This window comes from Arthrobacter sp. TJ-254, assembly GCF_058269175.1.
In genome coordinates this window covers 703,102-719,942 of the sequence record NZ_JBZCNF010000001.1, presented here as the reverse complement: position 1 = coordinate 719,942, position 16,841 = coordinate 703,102, and the positions used below count along the sequence as shown (strand labels likewise).

12 protein-coding genes are annotated in these 16,841 nt (G+C 66.9%); 5 read left to right on the top strand and 7 right to left on the bottom strand.

Going from position 1 to position 16,841, the window contains the following annotated elements; genetic code table 11:
* Window positions 1–53 precede the first annotated feature (53 nt).
* The 5 genes from AC4D14_RS03420 to AC4D14_RS03400 all read left to right on the top strand — a co-directional run bounded on the left by AC4D14_RS03420 (window position 54) and on the right by AC4D14_RS03400 (window position 5,576).
* Window positions 54–1,541: a sensor histidine kinase gene (locus AC4D14_RS03420; RefSeq protein ID WP_490900162.1), complete on the top strand. Its 1,488-nt coding sequence runs from the start codon at window positions 54–56 to the stop codon at window positions 1,539–1,541.
* Window positions 1,538–2,212: a response regulator gene (locus AC4D14_RS03415; RefSeq protein WP_490900161.1), complete on the top strand. Its 675-nt coding sequence runs from the start codon at window positions 1,538–1,540 to the stop codon at window positions 2,210–2,212. The genes AC4D14_RS03420 and AC4D14_RS03415 overlap by 4 nt, the downstream gene beginning before the upstream one ends.
* A 257-nt stretch (window positions 2,213–2,469) precedes the next feature.
* Window positions 2,470–4,278, top strand: coding sequence for an APC family permease (locus tag AC4D14_RS03410; protein ID WP_490900484.1), 1,809 nt, complete (start codon window positions 2,470–2,472; stop codon window positions 4,276–4,278).
* A 134-nt stretch (window positions 4,279–4,412) separates the two neighbouring features.
* Window positions 4,413–5,150, top strand: a complete 738-nt coding sequence (locus AC4D14_RS03405; protein ID WP_490900160.1) for a class I SAM-dependent methyltransferase — start codon at window positions 4,413–4,415, stop codon at window positions 5,148–5,150.
* A 15-nt stretch (window positions 5,151–5,165) separates the two neighbouring features.
* Window positions 5,166–5,576, top strand: a complete 411-nt coding sequence (locus AC4D14_RS03400; RefSeq protein ID WP_490900159.1) for a YunG family protein — start codon at window positions 5,166–5,168, stop codon at window positions 5,574–5,576.
* 43 nt (window positions 5,577–5,619) lie between these two features.
* Here the strand turns inward: AC4D14_RS03400 and AC4D14_RS03395 are convergent, their stop codons facing one another.
* From AC4D14_RS03395 to AC4D14_RS03365, 7 genes are all read right to left on the bottom strand, one after another.
* Window positions 5,620–8,001, bottom strand: a complete 2,382-nt coding sequence (locus AC4D14_RS03395; RefSeq protein ID WP_490900158.1) for a ComEC/Rec2 family competence protein — start codon at window positions 7,999–8,001, stop codon at window positions 5,620–5,622.
* A complete protein-coding gene (locus AC4D14_RS03390) occupies window positions 7,998–8,897 on the bottom strand; it encodes a ComEA family DNA-binding protein (RefSeq protein ID WP_490900157.1) in 900 nt (299 codons plus the stop codon). The genes AC4D14_RS03395 and AC4D14_RS03390 overlap by 4 nt, the downstream gene beginning before the upstream one ends.
* A gap of 47 nt (window positions 8,898–8,944) precedes the next feature.
* Window positions 8,945–9,826, bottom strand: coding sequence for a DegV family protein (locus AC4D14_RS03385; protein ID WP_490900156.1), 882 nt, complete (start codon window positions 9,824–9,826; stop codon window positions 8,945–8,947).
* Between the two features lie 2 nt (window positions 9,827–9,828).
* Window positions 9,829–12,354 carry a leucine--tRNA ligase gene (gene leuS / locus AC4D14_RS03380; RefSeq protein ID WP_490900155.1) on the bottom strand — a complete coding sequence of 842 codons (2,526 nt, stop codon included), beginning with the start codon at window positions 12,352–12,354 and terminating at the stop codon, window positions 9,829–9,831.
* 257 nt (window positions 12,355–12,611) lie between these two features.
* Window positions 12,612–14,126 (bottom strand): glycerol kinase GlpK, encoded by a 1,515-nt coding sequence (gene glpK, locus AC4D14_RS03375; RefSeq protein WP_490900154.1) that lies wholly within the window; start codon window positions 14,124–14,126, stop codon window positions 12,612–12,614.
* Between the two features lie 69 nt (window positions 14,127–14,195).
* Window positions 14,196–14,942, bottom strand: a complete 747-nt coding sequence (locus AC4D14_RS03370; protein ID WP_490900153.1) for an MIP/aquaporin family protein — start codon at window positions 14,940–14,942, stop codon at window positions 14,196–14,198.
* 135 nt (window positions 14,943–15,077) lie between these two features.
* A complete protein-coding gene (locus AC4D14_RS03365) occupies window positions 15,078–16,826 on the bottom strand; it encodes a glycerol-3-phosphate dehydrogenase/oxidase (RefSeq protein ID WP_490900152.1) in 1,749 nt (582 codons plus the stop codon).
* Window positions 16,827–16,841 lie beyond the last annotated feature (15 nt).

Here is a 16,841-nt window from a genome sequence, read left to right as displayed (position 1 = left end):
TGCTGCCGGATCCTGATGGGCATATCTCCGCTTTGACCTGCGAGAATTCCGACATGGCTCGATTGGCGGCACCGGAACTTGGCCCCGTGCGCACCGTTACCGGATTTGCAATGGCAGTGGCCCTTCCGCCGGTGTTGGAGTGGGGCACGTTCCTTGCCGGCACCGACTTTCTTGCCGCCGACGTCCTGCTCCAGGTTGCCGGGGTTGTGGCGGTTGCGCTGGTCGGCGGGCTGTGGCCGGCGCTGCTGGGTGCGCTGTGGAGCAGCCTGATCCTGAACTACTACTCCACCGAGCCGTTTGGTTCCTTGGAGATCGCCGATGCCGAGAACCTGCTGACTCTCCTGATTTTCGTGGCCGTTGCGGTCTCGGTTTCCCTGGTGGTCGGGCTTGCGGCCCGGCGGTCCCGTGAGGCCGCCATTGCTTCGGCCGACGCCGCAACACTTGGGGAACTTGCCCGGGGCGTGCTGGCCGCGGAGGACACACTGCAGGGCTTCCTTCACCATGTCCGCACACATTTCGGGATGGCCGGCGCAGCACTGTATGCCGGGGGCGGTGAGGAGGACGCCGCCAGCACCACGGAGGTCGGCACCGGGGAAGCTCCCACCTGGAGGACGCTGGCCGTGGATGGCACCCAGGCGGCTCCTGACGGCGGGGATCTTGCCGCGAGCCAGGCAGCTGGGGAGGGTGATGCGGTGATTCTTGTGCCCGGTGATTTGAAGCTGGTGCTGCACGGCCGGGCGCTGACTGCACGGGAACAGCGGCTGCTGGTGGCCTTCGGATCCCAGTTGGCGGCGCTGCGGCAGCGGCAACAGCTGCTGGCCACCGCTGAGGAGAACCGGCGCCTGGCTGAGGGGAATGTCATGCGGACGGCGATCCTGCGGGCGGTCTCCCATGACCTGCGCACACCACTTGCCGGAATCAAGCTGGCGGTGACGAGTCTGCGACAACAGGGCATTGTCTTCACCCCTGATGAAGAGGACGAGCTGCTGGGCACCATCGAGACTTCATCGGATCGGCTGGCCTCGCTGATTAATGATCTGCTCGATATGTCCCGGCTGAGCGGCGACGTGGCCACCGCACACCTGGGTCCGGTGCACTGGCCGGATGTTGTAGATGCCGCCCTGCGGGGGATGCCGTTCGACAACGTGCGGATTTTGCTGGAGCCCAACGCTCCCCCGGTGCACGCCGACTTCGGCATGCTCGAACGCGTCATCGCCAATATCGTCGAGAACGCACAAAAGCACGCCGGTGACTCCGACATCGTGATCACTTCTATGGTCTTTGGCATCGTCGGCGGCTTTCCGGCCGGGGAACTGCGCATCCGTGACCATGGGGGCGGTGTTGATAAGGAGGGGATGGTGCGCATGTTTCAGCCGTTCCAGCGCCTCGACGACGCGGGCACAGCTGGAGTGAGGCTGGGGCTGGCCGTCGCCCGCGGATTTACTGAGGTGATGGGCGGGGAACTGATCGCCGAACCGGCGCCCGGTGGCGGCCTGACCATGGTGATTAGGCTCCCTCTTTCAACGGGGGTGCGGCAGTGACATTGGTCCTGATCGTCGAGGATGAACCCCAGCTGCTGCGCGCCCTGCAAATCAACCTGCGCACCCACGGTTACCGCCCGATAACGGCCGCCGACGGTGCGTCCGCGCTTGCTGCAGCATCAGAGCACCGCCCGGACCTGGTAGTTCTTGACCTGGGGCTTCCGGACATGGACGGTGTGCAGGTCATTGCCGGTCTCCGCGCCTGGAGCCAGGTGCCGATTATCGTCCTGTCTGCGCGCCACGGCCCCGAGGATAAAGTCGAGGCGCTGGACGCCGGTGCCGATGACTACGTGACCAAACCGTTTGGCCTTGAGGAACTGCTGGCCCGTCTTCGCGCAGCCGAACGGCGGTCCGTTGCAGCCCCGGAGATGCCGGTGGTCATTACACCGGATTTCCGCCTGGACCTCGCTGCGCGTAAGGCCGAGCGCTCCGGCGAGCAGGTGCGGCTGACTCCCACAGAATGGAGAATCGTTGAACTACTGGTGCGCAATCCCGGTCAGCTCGTCGGGCAGCAGAAGCTGCTGTTGGAGGTGTGGGGTCCGGCGTACGCCCGCGAAGTGCAGTATCTGCGCGTCTACCTGAACCAGTTGCGGCGCAAGCTCGAGCCGGATCCAACCCGTCCCCGCTACTTCATCACCGAAAGCGGGATGGGATACCGGTTCGAACCCTGACGCCGCCAACGGCAGCAGCACGACCGCTCAGTTCCGTGTGGCCTTGCGCACACTGAATGTGGGCAGGCGTTAAGGATCCATAAAGAAGCGTCCCCACCCAATATGCCGGGCGTAGATTCGAGCCCGTGAGCGCAACCATAGATGATGTCATCCAGTCCCGTGCGGCCCGCAGGCTCGGGCACTGGCTTCTCGACGACGAGAACCAGCGAAAATCGAAGCGCCGGACCGACTCCGCGGTGCAGCCGTGGTGGAAAGTCATGTGCCTCACCGGCGTCGACTACTTTTCCACCCTCGGGTACCAGCCGGCCATCGCCGCCGCGACGGCGGGCACACTGGCTCCTGTCGCCACGCTCATCCTCGTTGCCGTCACCCTTTTCGGCGCGCTGCCTGTCTACAAGCGGGTAGCCCGGGAGAGCCCCAACGGTGAGGGTTCGGTCGCGATGCTGGAGAAGCTGCTGCCGAAATGGAAGGGCAAGCTCTTCGTCCTCGCGCTGTTGGGGTTCGCGGCGACCAGTTTCATTATCACCATCACCCTGTCCGCCGCCGATGCCACTGCCCACCTGATCGAAAACCCTTTCGCGCCGTCCTGGCTGCACGGCCAGGAGGTGGCCGTGACCCTGGTGTTCCTGCTGCTCCTCGCCGGGGTCTTCCTCCGGGGGTTCCACGAGGCCATCGGCATCGCCGTTGCCCTCGTGGCCGCCTTCCTCGCCCTGAACCTCGTGGTTGTGGTGACCGCCGCCGCGGAAATCACCACCAATCCCGAACCCATCAGCAACTGGTGGACCGCCCTCACCGCCCAGCACAGCAGTCCCCTCGCAATAATCATCGTCGCGCTGCTGGTCTTCCCCCGGCTCGCGCTCGGACTGTCTGGATTCGAAACCGGCGTTGTCGTCATGCCGCAGATCAAGGGCGCGCCGGGCGACACACAGGACAGGCCCCAAGGCCGGATCATCGGGGCGCAGAAACTGCTCACCTCGGCCGCCGTGATCATGAGCGGCTTCTTGATCACATCGAGCTTCGTCACGACCCTGCTCATTCCCGCAGCCGCATTCGAGGAGGGCGGCGAGGCCAGCGGCCGCGCCCTGGCCTACCTCGCACACAAATACCTGGGCGAAGGCTTCGGCACCCTCTACGACCTGAGCACCATCGCTATCCTCTGGTTCGCCGGCGCCTCGGCCATGACCGGGCTTCTCAACCTCGTACCGCGGTACCTGCCCCGCTACGGCATGGCACCGGCCTGGTCGCGGGCCGTCCGACCCCTGGTCATGGTCTTCACCCTTATTGCCGCCGCAGTCACTGTCGCTTTCGAGGCCGATGTGGAGGCCCAAAGCGGCGCCTACGCCACCGGGGTGTTGGTGCTGATCACCTCGGCATCGGTGGCCGTGACACTCTCGGCCCGCCGCCGCAGTCGGCACACCGCCGCGCTGGGATTCGGTGTCATCTCCCTGATCCTGACCTGGACCACAGTCACCAACGTCTGGGAGCGTCCCGACGGCGCCGGCATCGCCGCCCTGTTCATCTTCGGCATCCTCGTGGTGTCCTTCGCCTCCAGGGCCCGGCGCGCCTTTGAACTGCGGGCCACCACCATTACCCTCGACGATCAGGCCCTGGCCTTCGTCGCCGCTCAGGACTCCGGGCAGATCTCACTAATCGCCCACGAACCCCAACGGCTCAGCGCCGCGGCCTACCGCCGCAAGTTCCAGCACGCCTGCACCGTCAGCCACCTAAGCCAATCCGATGAGCCGCTGTTTATCGAGGTCATCGTTGATGACTCCTCCGAGTTCGAAACGCACCTGCACGTGCGAGGGATGACCCGCCACGGGTTCCGCATCCTCCAGGTTCACAGCTCGAACGTACCCAACACCATCGCCGCGGTGATGCTCCACATCCGCAACATCACCGGACTCATGCCCCACGTGTACTTCCGCTGGACGGAAGGCAACCCCCTGGTCAACCTCGTCAAGTTCCTCATTCTCGGTGAAGGCGAAATCGCACCGGTCACCCGGGAGGTACTCCGCGAAGCCGAGCCCGACCTATCCCGCAGACCCTGGGTTCACGTGGGCTGACCCGCAAAACGCAAAGGTGCGAACTCGGCTGCGCCACGGCCTGCCAAACCGCCTGGTACGCGGGGGTTCCCATGCCGGTGGCCGCCCGCGGTTTGCTGGGGATTGCTCCCGCGGCGTGGAGTACCCTGTGCTTGATGCCTGATCCTATTTTTGATCATCCGCGGGTCGCCCGCGTTTATGATCCTCTTGACCCTGACCGCAGCGATCTAGATACCTATGTGAATCTTCTTGATGAGTTTCACTCGACTGCGGTCCTGGATGTCGGCTGCGGGACGGGGACCTTTTGCTGCCGCGTGGCGGACCGCAATATAAGAGTCGTTGGTGTTGACCCTGCGGGAGCGTCCGTTGCTGTCGCCCGTACCAAGGCCGGCGCCGATCGGGTGACGTGGGTTGTGGGAACCGTGCTGGATGTGGCCGCGGACCCTTCCCATCATCATCAATATGACCTCGCCACGATGACCGCCAATGTCGCCCAAGTCTTCCTTGGCGACGAAGAGTGGCTCTCTACCCTGCGGGCAGTTCGTACGTTGCTTCGCCCTGGTGGGCGGATCGCATTCGAGAGCCGTGTACCCTCTGATCGCGCCTGCGTCGGCTGGACGAAGGAACTCACCCGGCGGGTCGTGGACGTTGAAGGAGAGGGGCCGGTGGAGGACTGGGTTCAAGTAACCGATGTGGATGGAGAGCTTGTGACGTTTGATTCCCCGACCATCTTCCTGGCTGACGGTCAGCGCATTGACTCCACGTCCGTCCTGCGATTCCGCACGGAGGAGGCGTTGTGCCGCTCATTGTCAGAAGTCGGATTCACCGGCAGCGAAGTTCGGGATCTTCCCTACGCACCCGGTCGCGGGTGGCTGATCGTTGCGCGCGCCTGAGCCGGCTTGGAACCCATGACTTTTACTTTGTTTGAGCTCGAGCAGGCTTTTCGTCACGCCTGGGGCGCGGACACTACGTGTCTCAAGCCAGGAAGCCTTGCCGGCTGGGACCCGAGCAAGCCGGAATACGGACAATGCGGACCCACCGCACTTGTCTTGCAGGACCTTGTAGGCGGAGAGCTCCTGATCGCTGATGTCACTGGCGGGCATGAGAACAATGAGGTGCACTACTGGAACAGGCTCTCCGGTGGGCTGGAAATCGATCTCACTCGTGAACAGTTCACCGCGGTCCGCGTCATCGGGGAACCCCGTGTCGTGGTCAGACCAACAGGAGGGCCCCGCGCATACATACAGGAGTACCGGCTGCTTCGTGCAAGAGTTTTGGCCGCGCTGAAGCTCGAAGCGTCAAGCTTCCCTGGGGCTTAATACGACACCCGGGGCCGGCGGTGGTGCCAGAAGGGAGCCCCGGTCAGGGTAGTGGATGGACCTGCAGTGCGGCGCCGTCAAGGAGGACGGTGAAGGATCCGAGCCGGTCGGTGCGCGCCGCATGGATCTGCGCCTTGCGGAGCGCCGCGATCACCTGGGGGTGGGGGTGACCATAGTCGTTGCCCTCGCCCGAGGAGATCAGGGCCAGCGCCGGGGCCAGGGCCCGGGCCATAGCGTTGCCACCGTTGCTGGCACCGTGGTGGGCGACTTTGAGGATGTGCACGCCATTCCGTTGCAGGTCGGGGTTGGCGGTGAGCATCCGTTCGGAAGCGTCTTGTTCGATGTCGCCGGTGAACAGGGCGCGGATGACGCCGTCGGGGGCCGGGATTTCGGCGAGGAGCACCGCGCTTGCATCGTTCTCCGATGTGGCGCGGTGCACGGCGGAGGGCCAGAGGACGCTCCAGCGCGCCTTACCGGTGGTGAAGCCGTTCCCCGCGGTGAGCCGCGACGGTGTGAGGCCCGCCCCGCGTGTGAGTTCGGTGATCTCCGATGGCAGGCGGGGTTCCGCGGAGGAGTATGCGACGGCGGCGACGGACCGGCCGCGGAAGACTCCGGAAACACCGGCGTAGTGATCCACGTGCAGGTGGGTCAGGACGAGCAGATCGACCGTCTCGACCGAGAGGTTGCGCAGGCAGTCGTCGACGGCACCGGGATCGGGGCCTGCGTCAATGACGACGGCGCGGCCGTCGCCGCTGCGCACCACGAACGCATCACCCTGGCCCACGTCGCAGGCGGCGAGCAGCCAGCCGGACGGCACGGCCGGTCCGCGCAGGGGGACCACGGTGATCAGGACAAGGCCGATGAGGCATCCGGCCGCGATACACAGCGACACGGCGGCGTGCCGGACGCGCCGCGGCGCAGGCGGCAACCGGGGACCGCGGATCAGGACGAGAAGGATCCCCGCGGAGGCCGCCGCCGCCAGAAGGACCCCGGGCAGTCCCGGGGTCCAGGGCAGCTGACCGAACGGCGCCTCGCTGCCGGCGCCGGCAACCGATGCCACCCACCAGGTTCCGGCGCGGGCTGCGGGGACGAGAACGGGCGCGGCGGGCGGCCAGAGGACCAGTGCCACGGCGGCGAGCATCCCGATGATCGTCACGAACGGGATGACCGGTGCCACAGCGATGTTCGCCGGAACCGCGTAAACGGGCAGTGCTGGCTCCAGCAGCACAAGGATGGGCGTGCAGAAGAGCTGGGCCGTGATCGGAATAGAAACAAGCTGGGCGGCGGTCTCGGGAAGGACCGCGGAGAGCCGCGCGGCAACGAGCGGGCCTGCCAGCACGAGGCCCGAGGTGGCTGCCACCGAGAGGATGAAGGCGTAGGAGGAGCCAAGCCAGGGATCCGCCGCGAGCAGGACGATGACGGCGAGGAACAGCAGGGCCAGTGACTGCCGACCCCTGCCGTTGACAAGGGCAAACACGCCCACCGCCCCCATCACCGCTGCCCGCAGCACGCTGGGCTCCGGGCGTACCAGCACCACGAAACCAACCAGCGCCGCGACCGCGGTGCAGGCGCCCACGGACCGCGGCACCCGAAGGAAGCGGCAGGCGCCGAGAAGGAAAGCGAGCACATAGGAGCAGTTGGCTCCGGACACGGCCGTCAGGTGCGTCAGGCCCGTATCCTTCATTGCCTCCTCGAGATCGTGCGCCAAGACGGACCGGTCACCCAGCACCATGCCAGGCAGCAGCCCGCCGTCGGCCGGCCCGCCACCGGCTGCTGTCTTTCGGAAGTCCTCGCGGAGTTGCTGGGTGAACCCCTGCCCTCCTTCGGCCTTGTCCACAATCGGGGCGGTTGTGGGGAACAGCACCGCCACCTCCCTCCCCTGACCGCGGGGCCGCCTGAGCGTTCCGAGGACCCGCACGGTGTCGCCGCGGCCCACGCCTTTCCATTCCTCGCCTCCGATAACCACGATGGGCGCGGCGGATCGGAACGGTCTACCGGCCAGGGAGCCTTCCCTGGCCTCCGCCTCGACGAGGAATCGCTCCCCTGCGGTGAACGTGTTCCGGCCCACCGGTGTGGAGTCGCTCGTGGTCCGCAGCACCGCCGAGACCGCGGCACCGCTGGCCGCCGCTTCGTCAACCGGTCCCGAGGTGGCACGTTCGATGCTGCCGGCGGCAGAGAGGAGTACCAGGGCCGCGGCGCCCGCGGGAAGGAGCACCACCCCGGCCCCGCGGCATCGCAGCAGTGCAAGCACTCCGGCCAGGACCGCCGCGCCTGCGCCCAGCAGGGCCGCGACAGGCACGGCCCCGGCCGGCAGGTGCAGTGCGGCTGCGGCTGCCGCCCAGGCCGCGGCGGCAGCGCCGGCGAGGCGCAGGTCTGCGGCGGGGTCGCCCCGGGGCGGGGCGGGGCGGTTTCGCTCCCGCCTCACCCCGTCACGACCAGCGGCAGGATTGCGTCAAGCATCCCGGGCCCGATGCCCGGCACCGCATCGAGGTCCTCAGGACGCTGGAAGGGCCCGTGCTGTTCGCGCCAGGTGACAATCCGCTCGGCGAGCACCGGCCCCACCCGTGGCAGAGCCTCGAGTTCGGCGGCGTCGGCGGTGTTGAGGTTCACCATCGAATCTCCCTGCCCCTTCGGCGCCTGTTCCCCTGCCGCCGGGGCGGGTGCCGGTTCGGGGACGGTGGGCGTAGCTGCAGGCTCTCCGGCACGGGGCACATGGACGTGGGCGCCGTCCTCGGCCGGGGCCGCGAGGTTCACTGCCGCCAGGTCGGCGTCCTTCGTCGCTCCCCCGGCGAGCTTGAGCACGTGGAAGAGCCGGGAGCCCGCGGGGGCCTCGATGACCCCCGGAGCCGCGACCGCGCCGGTGAGGTGGACGAACACGACCCCGGCAGGGCGCCCGGCGCCCTGAGCTGTCGGACCCCCAGGGGCGCCACTGGCGCGCGGGACTGCCTCGCCTGCCGACGGATGACCGCCGGGCGGCCCCGCTCCCGACGGGGCGGGCCCGGCCAGCGCGTCACCGTCACCGGGGCCCGTGCCGTCGGCGGCGGGGGCGGTGGTGATCGTGGCGGGCAGTGGCTGTTCGAGCGGAACGGATATGGCGGCCGGAGGCGGCCCGCCGCCGCGGCCGAGGAAGAGGGCAACGCCAACGGTGAGTGCAAGTCCGAGGAACACCAGGGCCGCGCCGCGCGCGGCCACCCAGCGGCGCCGGCGCACCGGCAGGCGCTGGATCACTGGGGAACCGGGCTCCCCCGGCCCGGCCTCGAAGGGCTGCGTCCGCAGGAGCGGGGAAGGTGGGTCGGTGGTGGCCCACCGGTGCTTCGCCATGGGGAAACGCTAGGGCTGGATCCAGCGTCGATCCGGGCGGGAACCCGCTATGTTGACAAAGGAGCCCCGGCTACGGCGACGGCCATCACTCCGAGTCCTGCGTGGGCGGCGAGCACCGCAGGGCACCGTGCCGCTGTGATCGTGGTGTCGGGGAACGCCTCGGCGAGGCGGAGCGCCAGGCGGCCGGCTTCGTCGTCGTTGCCGAAATGGTGGATGGTCAGCTCCGCCCCCGATGCCCGGCCCTGCAGGTCCGCGCTCACCAGCGCCATGAGGCTCTCGAGGGCCTTTTCTGCGGTGCGCACCCGGTCGATGGGAACCAGCCGTCCATCCTGGACCTTCAGCAGCACCTTCGTCGAGAGCATCGATCCCCACCAGCTGGCGCCGGCGCTGATTCGCCCGCCGCGCCTCAGCTGGTCGAGGCTGGGCACGTAGAAGTAGAGCGCCGAGGACCGGCACACCATTGCCGCGGCGGCAGCACTCTGGCCCATGCTGCGCCCGGCCCGAAGCTGTTCGAGGGCGGCGAGGGCCGCGAAGCCCTGGGCCATTCCGGCGGTGCGGCTGTCGATGACCTCAACGGGAATGCCCACAGAGGCGGCCGCAAGGCGTGCCGCTTCGACAGTTCCCGAGAGCGCACCCGAGAGGTGGATGGACACGATGCCCTCGTGGCCGGCCGCTTCCAGCCCCCGGTACGCCTGCTCGAACCGTCCGGGCGACGGCCGTGAGGTGCGCACATCCGAGCCCTGGGCCAACGCGATGCTCAGCGATTCGACGAGGCCGTCGCTGCCTTCGCTGAACATTTCCCCATTGATATGGACCGGCAGGGGCACCACGGTGATTCCGTCGCCCCTCCCCGGCGCCTTGAGCCAGCCTGCCGGGAACCCGGCCGCGGAGTCGGTGACGACCGCGGCCGGGGTGGCTTTACCGGACATGGTCAGCGCGGAACGATGTTGACCAGCTTGGGCGCCCGGACAATCACCGTGCGTATTTCGCGGCCGTCGAGCACCCGGATGATCTGCTCGCTGTCCAGGGCCAGCGCACGCAGTTCGTCCTCGGAGATTTCCGGGGAGACCTCCAGCCTGTCGCGCACCTTCCCCTGGACCTGGACGACGGCCACAACCGTCTCCTGGGTGAGCAGCTTCTCATCCACCGCCGGCAGTTCCACCATTGCCACGCCGGCTTCGTGCCCGAGCCTGTTCCACAGGTCCTCGGCCGTGTATGGGGCGAACATGCTCAGCAGCACAGCCACCACCTCCACTGCCTCACGCACGGCCGGGTCGGCCCCGCCCGGACCGGAGTCAACCGCCTTGCGGGTGACGTTCACCAGCTCCATGAGCCGCGCGACAACCACGTTGAACTTGTTGTTCTCCATGAGCTCGACGACGTCGGCCAGGGTGCGGTGGGTGGCCGAGCGCAGGGCGCGGTCACCCGTCGACGGGTCGGCGCCGGGTTCACTGGTGACATCACCCCCAAGCCGCCAGGCGCGGGCGAGGAACTTCGCCGAGCCGGCCGGGGAAACATCGGCCCAGTCGACGTCGTCCTCCGGCGGAGAGGCGAAGACCATCGTCAGGCGCACCGCGTCGACCCCATAGCGGTCGAGCTGTTCGCCGAGGTCCACGCCGTTGCCCAGGGACTTGCTCATCGCCTTGCCGCCGTTGAGCACCTGCCCCTGGTTCAGCAGGGAAGAGAAGGGCTCGGTGAAGTTCACCAGGCCCAGGTCGAAGAGGACCTTGGTGAAGAACCTGCTGTACAGCAGGTGGAGGATGGCGTGCTCGACGCCGCCGACGTACTGGCCCACGGGCAGCCAGCGGTTGACCGCCTCGGTGTCGAAGGGTGCGGTTTCCAGGTGCGGTGAGACGAACCGGAGGAAGTACCAGGAGGAGTCGACGAAGGTGTCCATGGTGTCGGTGTCGCGTTTGGCCGGGCCCCCACACGACGGGCAGGCGACCTTGACCCAGTCCTCGACGGCAGCAAGCGGGGAGACGCCCCGCGGTGCCAACTGCCTGCCGTGCAGGCCTTCGGGCAGCGTGACCGGCAGCTGGTCGTCGGGCACCGGGACCTCGCCGCAGGACCCGCAGTGGATGATGGGGATGGGCGTGCCCCAGTACCGCTGGCGGGAGAGCAGCCAGTCGCGCAGCCGGAAATTGGTGGTCGCCTCACCGGTTCCCTGTTCGGCGAGGATTTCAATGGCGCGCGCCACGGCCGCGGTTTTCTCGAGCCCGCTGAGCTCGCCCGAGTTCACCAGAACCCCTTCACCTGCCGTCGCGATGCCGCTCGTGGCGGGGTCCTCGGCGCCGGTGTCGACGACGGTCCTGACGGGCAGGTCAAAGGCCCGCGCGAAGTCGAGGTCGCGCTGGTCGTGGGCGGGAACGGCCATGATTGCCCCTGTGCCGTAGTCGGCCAGGACGTAGTCCGCGGCCCAGACGGGCAGCTTCTCGCCGTTCAGGGGGTTGATTGCGTAGCGGCCGGTGAACACGCCTGTCTTCTCGCGTTCGGTGGACTGGCGCTCGATCTCCGAGAGTTTCTTCACCTGCTCCTGGTACTCCTCGAGCGCCACATGGTGCTCGGCGGTCACCAGGTCGTGGGCCAGCGGCGAGTCGGCGGCAACGACGAAGAACGTCGCACCGTAGAGGGTGTCGGGCCGGGTGGTGAAGACTTCGACCTCGTGTGAGGGCCGGTCCTCTGTTGCTTCGATGACGAATCTCACGTGGGCGCCCTCGGAGCGCCCGATCCAGTTGCGCTGCATGGCCAGAACGCGCTCGGGCCAGTGGCCCTTGAGCTCGTCCATGTCCTCCAGCAGGCGATCCGCGTAGTCGGTGATCTTGAAGTACCACTGGTTGAGGTCCTTCTTGGTGACCATCGTCCCGCAGCGGTCGCAGGCCCCGTTGATGACCTGCTCGTTGGAGAGCACCGTTTGGTCCTTGGGGCACCAGTTGACCGGCGAGTTCTTCCGATAAGCCAGGCCCTTGTTGAAGAACCGGGTGAACAGCCACTGGGTCCAGCGGTAGTACTCGGGATCGGAGGTGTGGATCCGGCGGGACCAGTCGGCGCTGATCGCGTAGCGCTTGAAGGAGTGCGCCTGCGTCTCGATGTTCGCGTAGGTCCACTCGGCCGGGTGCGCGTTGCGCTTGATGGCCGCGTTCTCCGCCGGGAGCCCGAAGGAGTCCCACCCGATCGGGTGCAGCACGTCGTAGCCCTTGAGGCGGGACCAGCGGGCGGCGACGTCGCCCATGGCGAAGGCCTCGGCGTGGCCCATGTGAAGGTCGCCGGACGGGTAGGGGAACATACTGAGCACGTACCGGCGCTCACGCGAGCCGTCGTCGAACGGCTTGAACGATTCCAGCTCATCCCACACCGCGGGCCATCGGGCCTCCATGGCCGCGAAGTCGTAGGTGTTCTCGTCGGGCTGTCCCGCCTCGGAAGGTGTGCTCACTGTCTTTGACCCTGTCCTGTCATTCATCGCGATTGCCTCATCGTCATCAGTTCCCGCGTGTCGGCCGCGTCGAATTCCGACCCGGACACACAAAAGCCCCTCGTCCAGGGAGGGGCCGCCGCACGCTGATCGCGTGCGGCTAAGGAAGAAGTCGCCGAGTTGACATGGAACAACCTTAGCGCAGAACTCCCGGCTTCTTCGGCGATTTCGCTGCGGGAGCATAGAAGCGCCCGTCCACCGGTACCGCTGGTGGACGGGCGCCTCCGCTGCGGAAGGATCCCGGACTAGGAAACGTCCTCGTCGACCCAGTCGAAGGTCTTCGTGACGGCCTTCTTCCAAAGGCGCAGCTGGCGCTCGCGCTCGGCGTCGTCCATGGAGGGGTTCCAGCGCTTGTCCTCGGACCAGTTGGTGGCGAGCTCGTCGGTGTCCTTCCAGAAGCCGACGGCGAGGCCGGCGGCGTAGGCGGCACCGAGCGCGGTGGTCTCCGTAACCTTCGGCCGGATCACCGGGATGCCGAGGATGTCCGCCTGGAACTGCATCAGGGCGTCATTGGCGACCATGCCGCCGTCGACCCGAAGGTCCTGCATGTTCACCCCGGAGTCGGCGTTGGCCGCGTCCAGCACTTCGCGGGTCTGGAAGGCCGTGGCCTCAAGCGCCGCACGGGCGATGTGTCCCTTGTTCACGAAGCGGGTCAGCCCGACGATCGCGCCACGGGCGTCCGCACGCCAGTACGGGGCGAAGAGCCCGGAGAACGCCGGGACGATGTACACGCCGCCGTTGTCATCAACCGTCGTCGCGAGCTGCTCCACCTCCGGAGCACTCTTAATGAGGCCGAGGTTGTCGCGGAGCCACTGGATGAGGGACCCGGTGACGGCGATCGAACCCTCGAGCGCGTAGACCGGCTTGGCGTCCCCGAGACGGTAGCAGACCGTGGTGAGCAGGCCGTTCTTCGAGTGGACGATCTCCTCGCCGGTGTTCACGATCATGAAGTTGCCGGTGCCGTAGGTGTTCTTCGCACCGCCCTTGGCGAAGGCGGCCTGGCCGAAGGTCGCCGCCTGCTGGTCGCCGAGGATGCCGGCCACCGGAACCTCGCGCAGGAGCTGGGATCCGTGGACCGTCCCGTAGACCTCCGAGGAGGACTTGATGGCGGGCATCATCGACAGCGGAACGCCGAAGTCCGCGAGGATCGACTCGTCCCACGAGAGCGTCTCAAGGTCCATGAAGAGGGTCCGTGAGGCGTTGGTGACGTCGGTGATGTGCACGCCGCCGTCGGTGCCGCCGGTGAGGTTCCAGGTGACCCAGGAGTCGGTGTTCCCAAACAGGAGGTCCCCGGCCTCGGCCTTCTCGCGGGCGCCCTCGACGTTGTCGAGGATCCACTTGATCTTGGTGCCCGAGAAGTAGGTGGCCAGGGGCAGGCCGACCTTGGCCTTGTAGCGCTCCACGCCGCCGTTGGAGGCGAGCTCGTCGACGATGTTCTGGGTGCGCGTGTCCTGCCAGACGATGGCGTTGTAGACCGCCTTACCGGTGGTCTTATCCCACACCACGGCGGTCTCGCGCTGGTTGGTGATACCGACGGCGGCGATGTCGTGCCGGGTCAGGTTCGCCTTGGAGAGGGCGTTGCCGATGACCTCGCGGGTGTTGTCCCAGATCTCCGCCGGGTCGTGCTCGACCCAGCCGGCCTTCGGGAAGATCTGCTCGTGTTCCTTCTGACCGGAGGAGACGATGTCCCCCTTGTGGTCGAACACGATGGCGCGGCTCGACGTGGTGCCTTGATCGATGGCGATAACGTACTGCGACATGTCTTACTCCTTTGTGGAATGTCGAATTGCGGCGTGCCAGGTGCGCGCCGGCGGGGTGAACGGTCTGCGTCAGGCCGGCGGCGCCGGGAACTGCACCAGTTGGACAACCAGACCGGCGAGGACACCGCCGATGATCGGGCCGACCACCGGCACCCAGGCGTAGCCCCAGTCCGAGCTGCCCTTGCCCTTGATGGGAAGGATCGCATGGGCGATACGGGGGCCGAGGTCTCGGTTCGGGTTAATCGCGTAGCCGGTGGGACCGCCGAGTGATGCACCAATGCCGACAACCAGGAGGGCTACGGCCAGCGGGCCGAGGCCTGAGGGCGTGTATCCGAAGGACAGGATGACGAACACGAGTACGAAGGTGCCGATAATTTCGGTGACGAGGTTCCAGCCATAGGAGCGGATCGCCGGTCCGGTGGAGAACACGCCCAGCTTGTTTGCCGGATCGGGCTCGTCATCGAAGTGCTGCTTGTACGCCAGCCATGCCACCACGGCACCCACGATAGAGCCGAGCATCTGCGCGGCGAGGTAGCCAAGGGCGTTGACGAAGTTCTTATCAACGCCATTGGCGAAGCTGGGAACGTCACCGTTGACCCACAGGCCCATGGTGACGGCGAAGTTCAGGTGCGCGCCGGAAAGGGCCGCAACAAACACGCCGGCGAAGACCGCAAGGCCCCAGCCGAAGTTGACCATCAGAAATCCGCCGTTGTTGCCCTTCGTTTTCGCCAAGGCAACGTTGGCTACGACACCACAACCGAGCAACAACAGCAGCATCGTGCCGAAAGCTTCGGCAACAAATACTTCTAGAGACATCTTTGACTCCCTTGTTTATTCATTTGTGAGGGTGCCGCCGCCTCAGCGGCACCCTTTGGTTCCCCCCGGCAACCAGTGCCGTTGGACTGGGCCGCTGCTTCCTGCCAGCGGCCCCGACCTGCCTGCGGAGCTCCGCTAGCCGATCAGGCTTGAAACGTTCACCCTGTGGTACTCCGCAAGAACGCCCTCGGCATGCGCAATCTCCTCGGCGGTCTTAGCGGCGTCCCAGCCCAGCAGCGGGGCAAGGGCATCGCCAAGCTCCGCGAGCAGTTCCCCGCTGACCAGGCCACGGAAAGCGAGCGAGGTCCGCCGGATCAGAACGTCAACCAAGTGGCCGATCTGCTCATTCTGCACCATGTAGGCAATCTCCCGCGTGCTCAATTCACTTGTGGAACTGAACAGCGTGTCCTCTCCCTCGGCAAGGAACCCGAGGACCTCGGTTGCCCGCGTGCCGTACCGCGTCAGCAGCACCCGGACGCGCGCTTCGTCGAACCCCGGGCGGATGGCTCCCTTGACCCACGCCGCTTCGGCCGCGGCGTCCTTGGGGAAGCCCTTGCCGCCGCCGATTGCGAGATCGGCCGTCGACGCCGTCCGTTCGCTGCCAAGGGCGGCGAGCGCCTCGTCGGCAAGGTGCTCGGCGAGCGCCCTGAAGGTGGTCCACTTGCCGCCGACAAGGCTCAGGGTGGTCACTGTCCGCTCCTTGCGGCGGACCTCGCGCTTCTCGATGCGGTAGTCACGGGAAACGAAGCCCGGCTGGGTATCGTCGTGGCGGGGCAACGGCCGCACGCCGGAGAAGCTGTAGACAATGTCGCCCCGTCCAACCTCAACCTGAGGGAAAACATGCCGGACGAGGTCGAAGAAGTAGTCGATCTCCTCGTCGGTGATGACGGCCGGGACGTCCATGTCGGCATCGATGTCGGTCGTGCCGACGAGGACCCGGTCTCCCATGGGGTAGATCAGCACGATGCGTCCGTCGGAGTGCTCAAAGAAGATCTCGCGTCCGGCCGTTGCCTCGAGGAGGGCTTTCGAGTCGAGCACGATGTGGGAGCCCTTGGTCCCTCCCATGAAGCGGGTTGCTGCGCCCAGGGCGGCGTTGGTGCCGTCCACCCATGCACCCGTCGCGTTGATGACGACGTCGGCGTCGAAGGTGAAGGTCGTACCGGTGAGCTCGTCGCGCAGGACGACGCCCTCGTCGGTGGCACCCACGGCGCTGACATAGTTGACGGCCCGGAGCGCCGGGTTGGCGGTCATGCCGTCGCGGAGGACGTCCAGGATCAGCCGCTCCGGATTGTGGACCGAGGCGTCGAAGTAGGTGGCCGTGTACTTCACGTCGGGGCGCAGGTCCGGCATGGTGGCCAGGGACTTCTTGCGTCCGACGAACTTGTGGCGGGGAACCGACCCTCCGTCGCGGGAGAAGGAGTCGTAGAGGCTGAGCCCGACCTTGATGAGGAACGCGCCGCGCTCCGTCTGCTTTCCCTGCTTGTGGGTGAGGAAGCGCAGCGGCGCGGCGAGGATTCCGGAGAACGTGCTGAAGATGGGAATGGTTGTCTGGAGGGGCTTCACGTAGTGCGGGGCCACCCGCAGCAGGCGGTTGCGTTCGACGACGGATTCGCGCACGAGGCGGAACTCGCCGTTTTCGAGGTAGCGGATCCCGCCGTGGATCATGTGTGACGAGGCGCCCGAAGCGCCCTGTGAGAAATCTCCGCGCTCGACAAGGGCAACGTCGACCCCTTGGAGCGCGAGGTCGCGGAACGTGCCCACGCCGTTGATGCCGCCGCCGATAATGAGCACCGATGCCCGGGGGCGGTCCCGGAGCTCCTGCACCTCGACCCGTGGGGTGGCGGCGTTGCTCTTGCCGTTGGTGCGGTCGATGGAATTACTCACGGTACTTCTCCATTA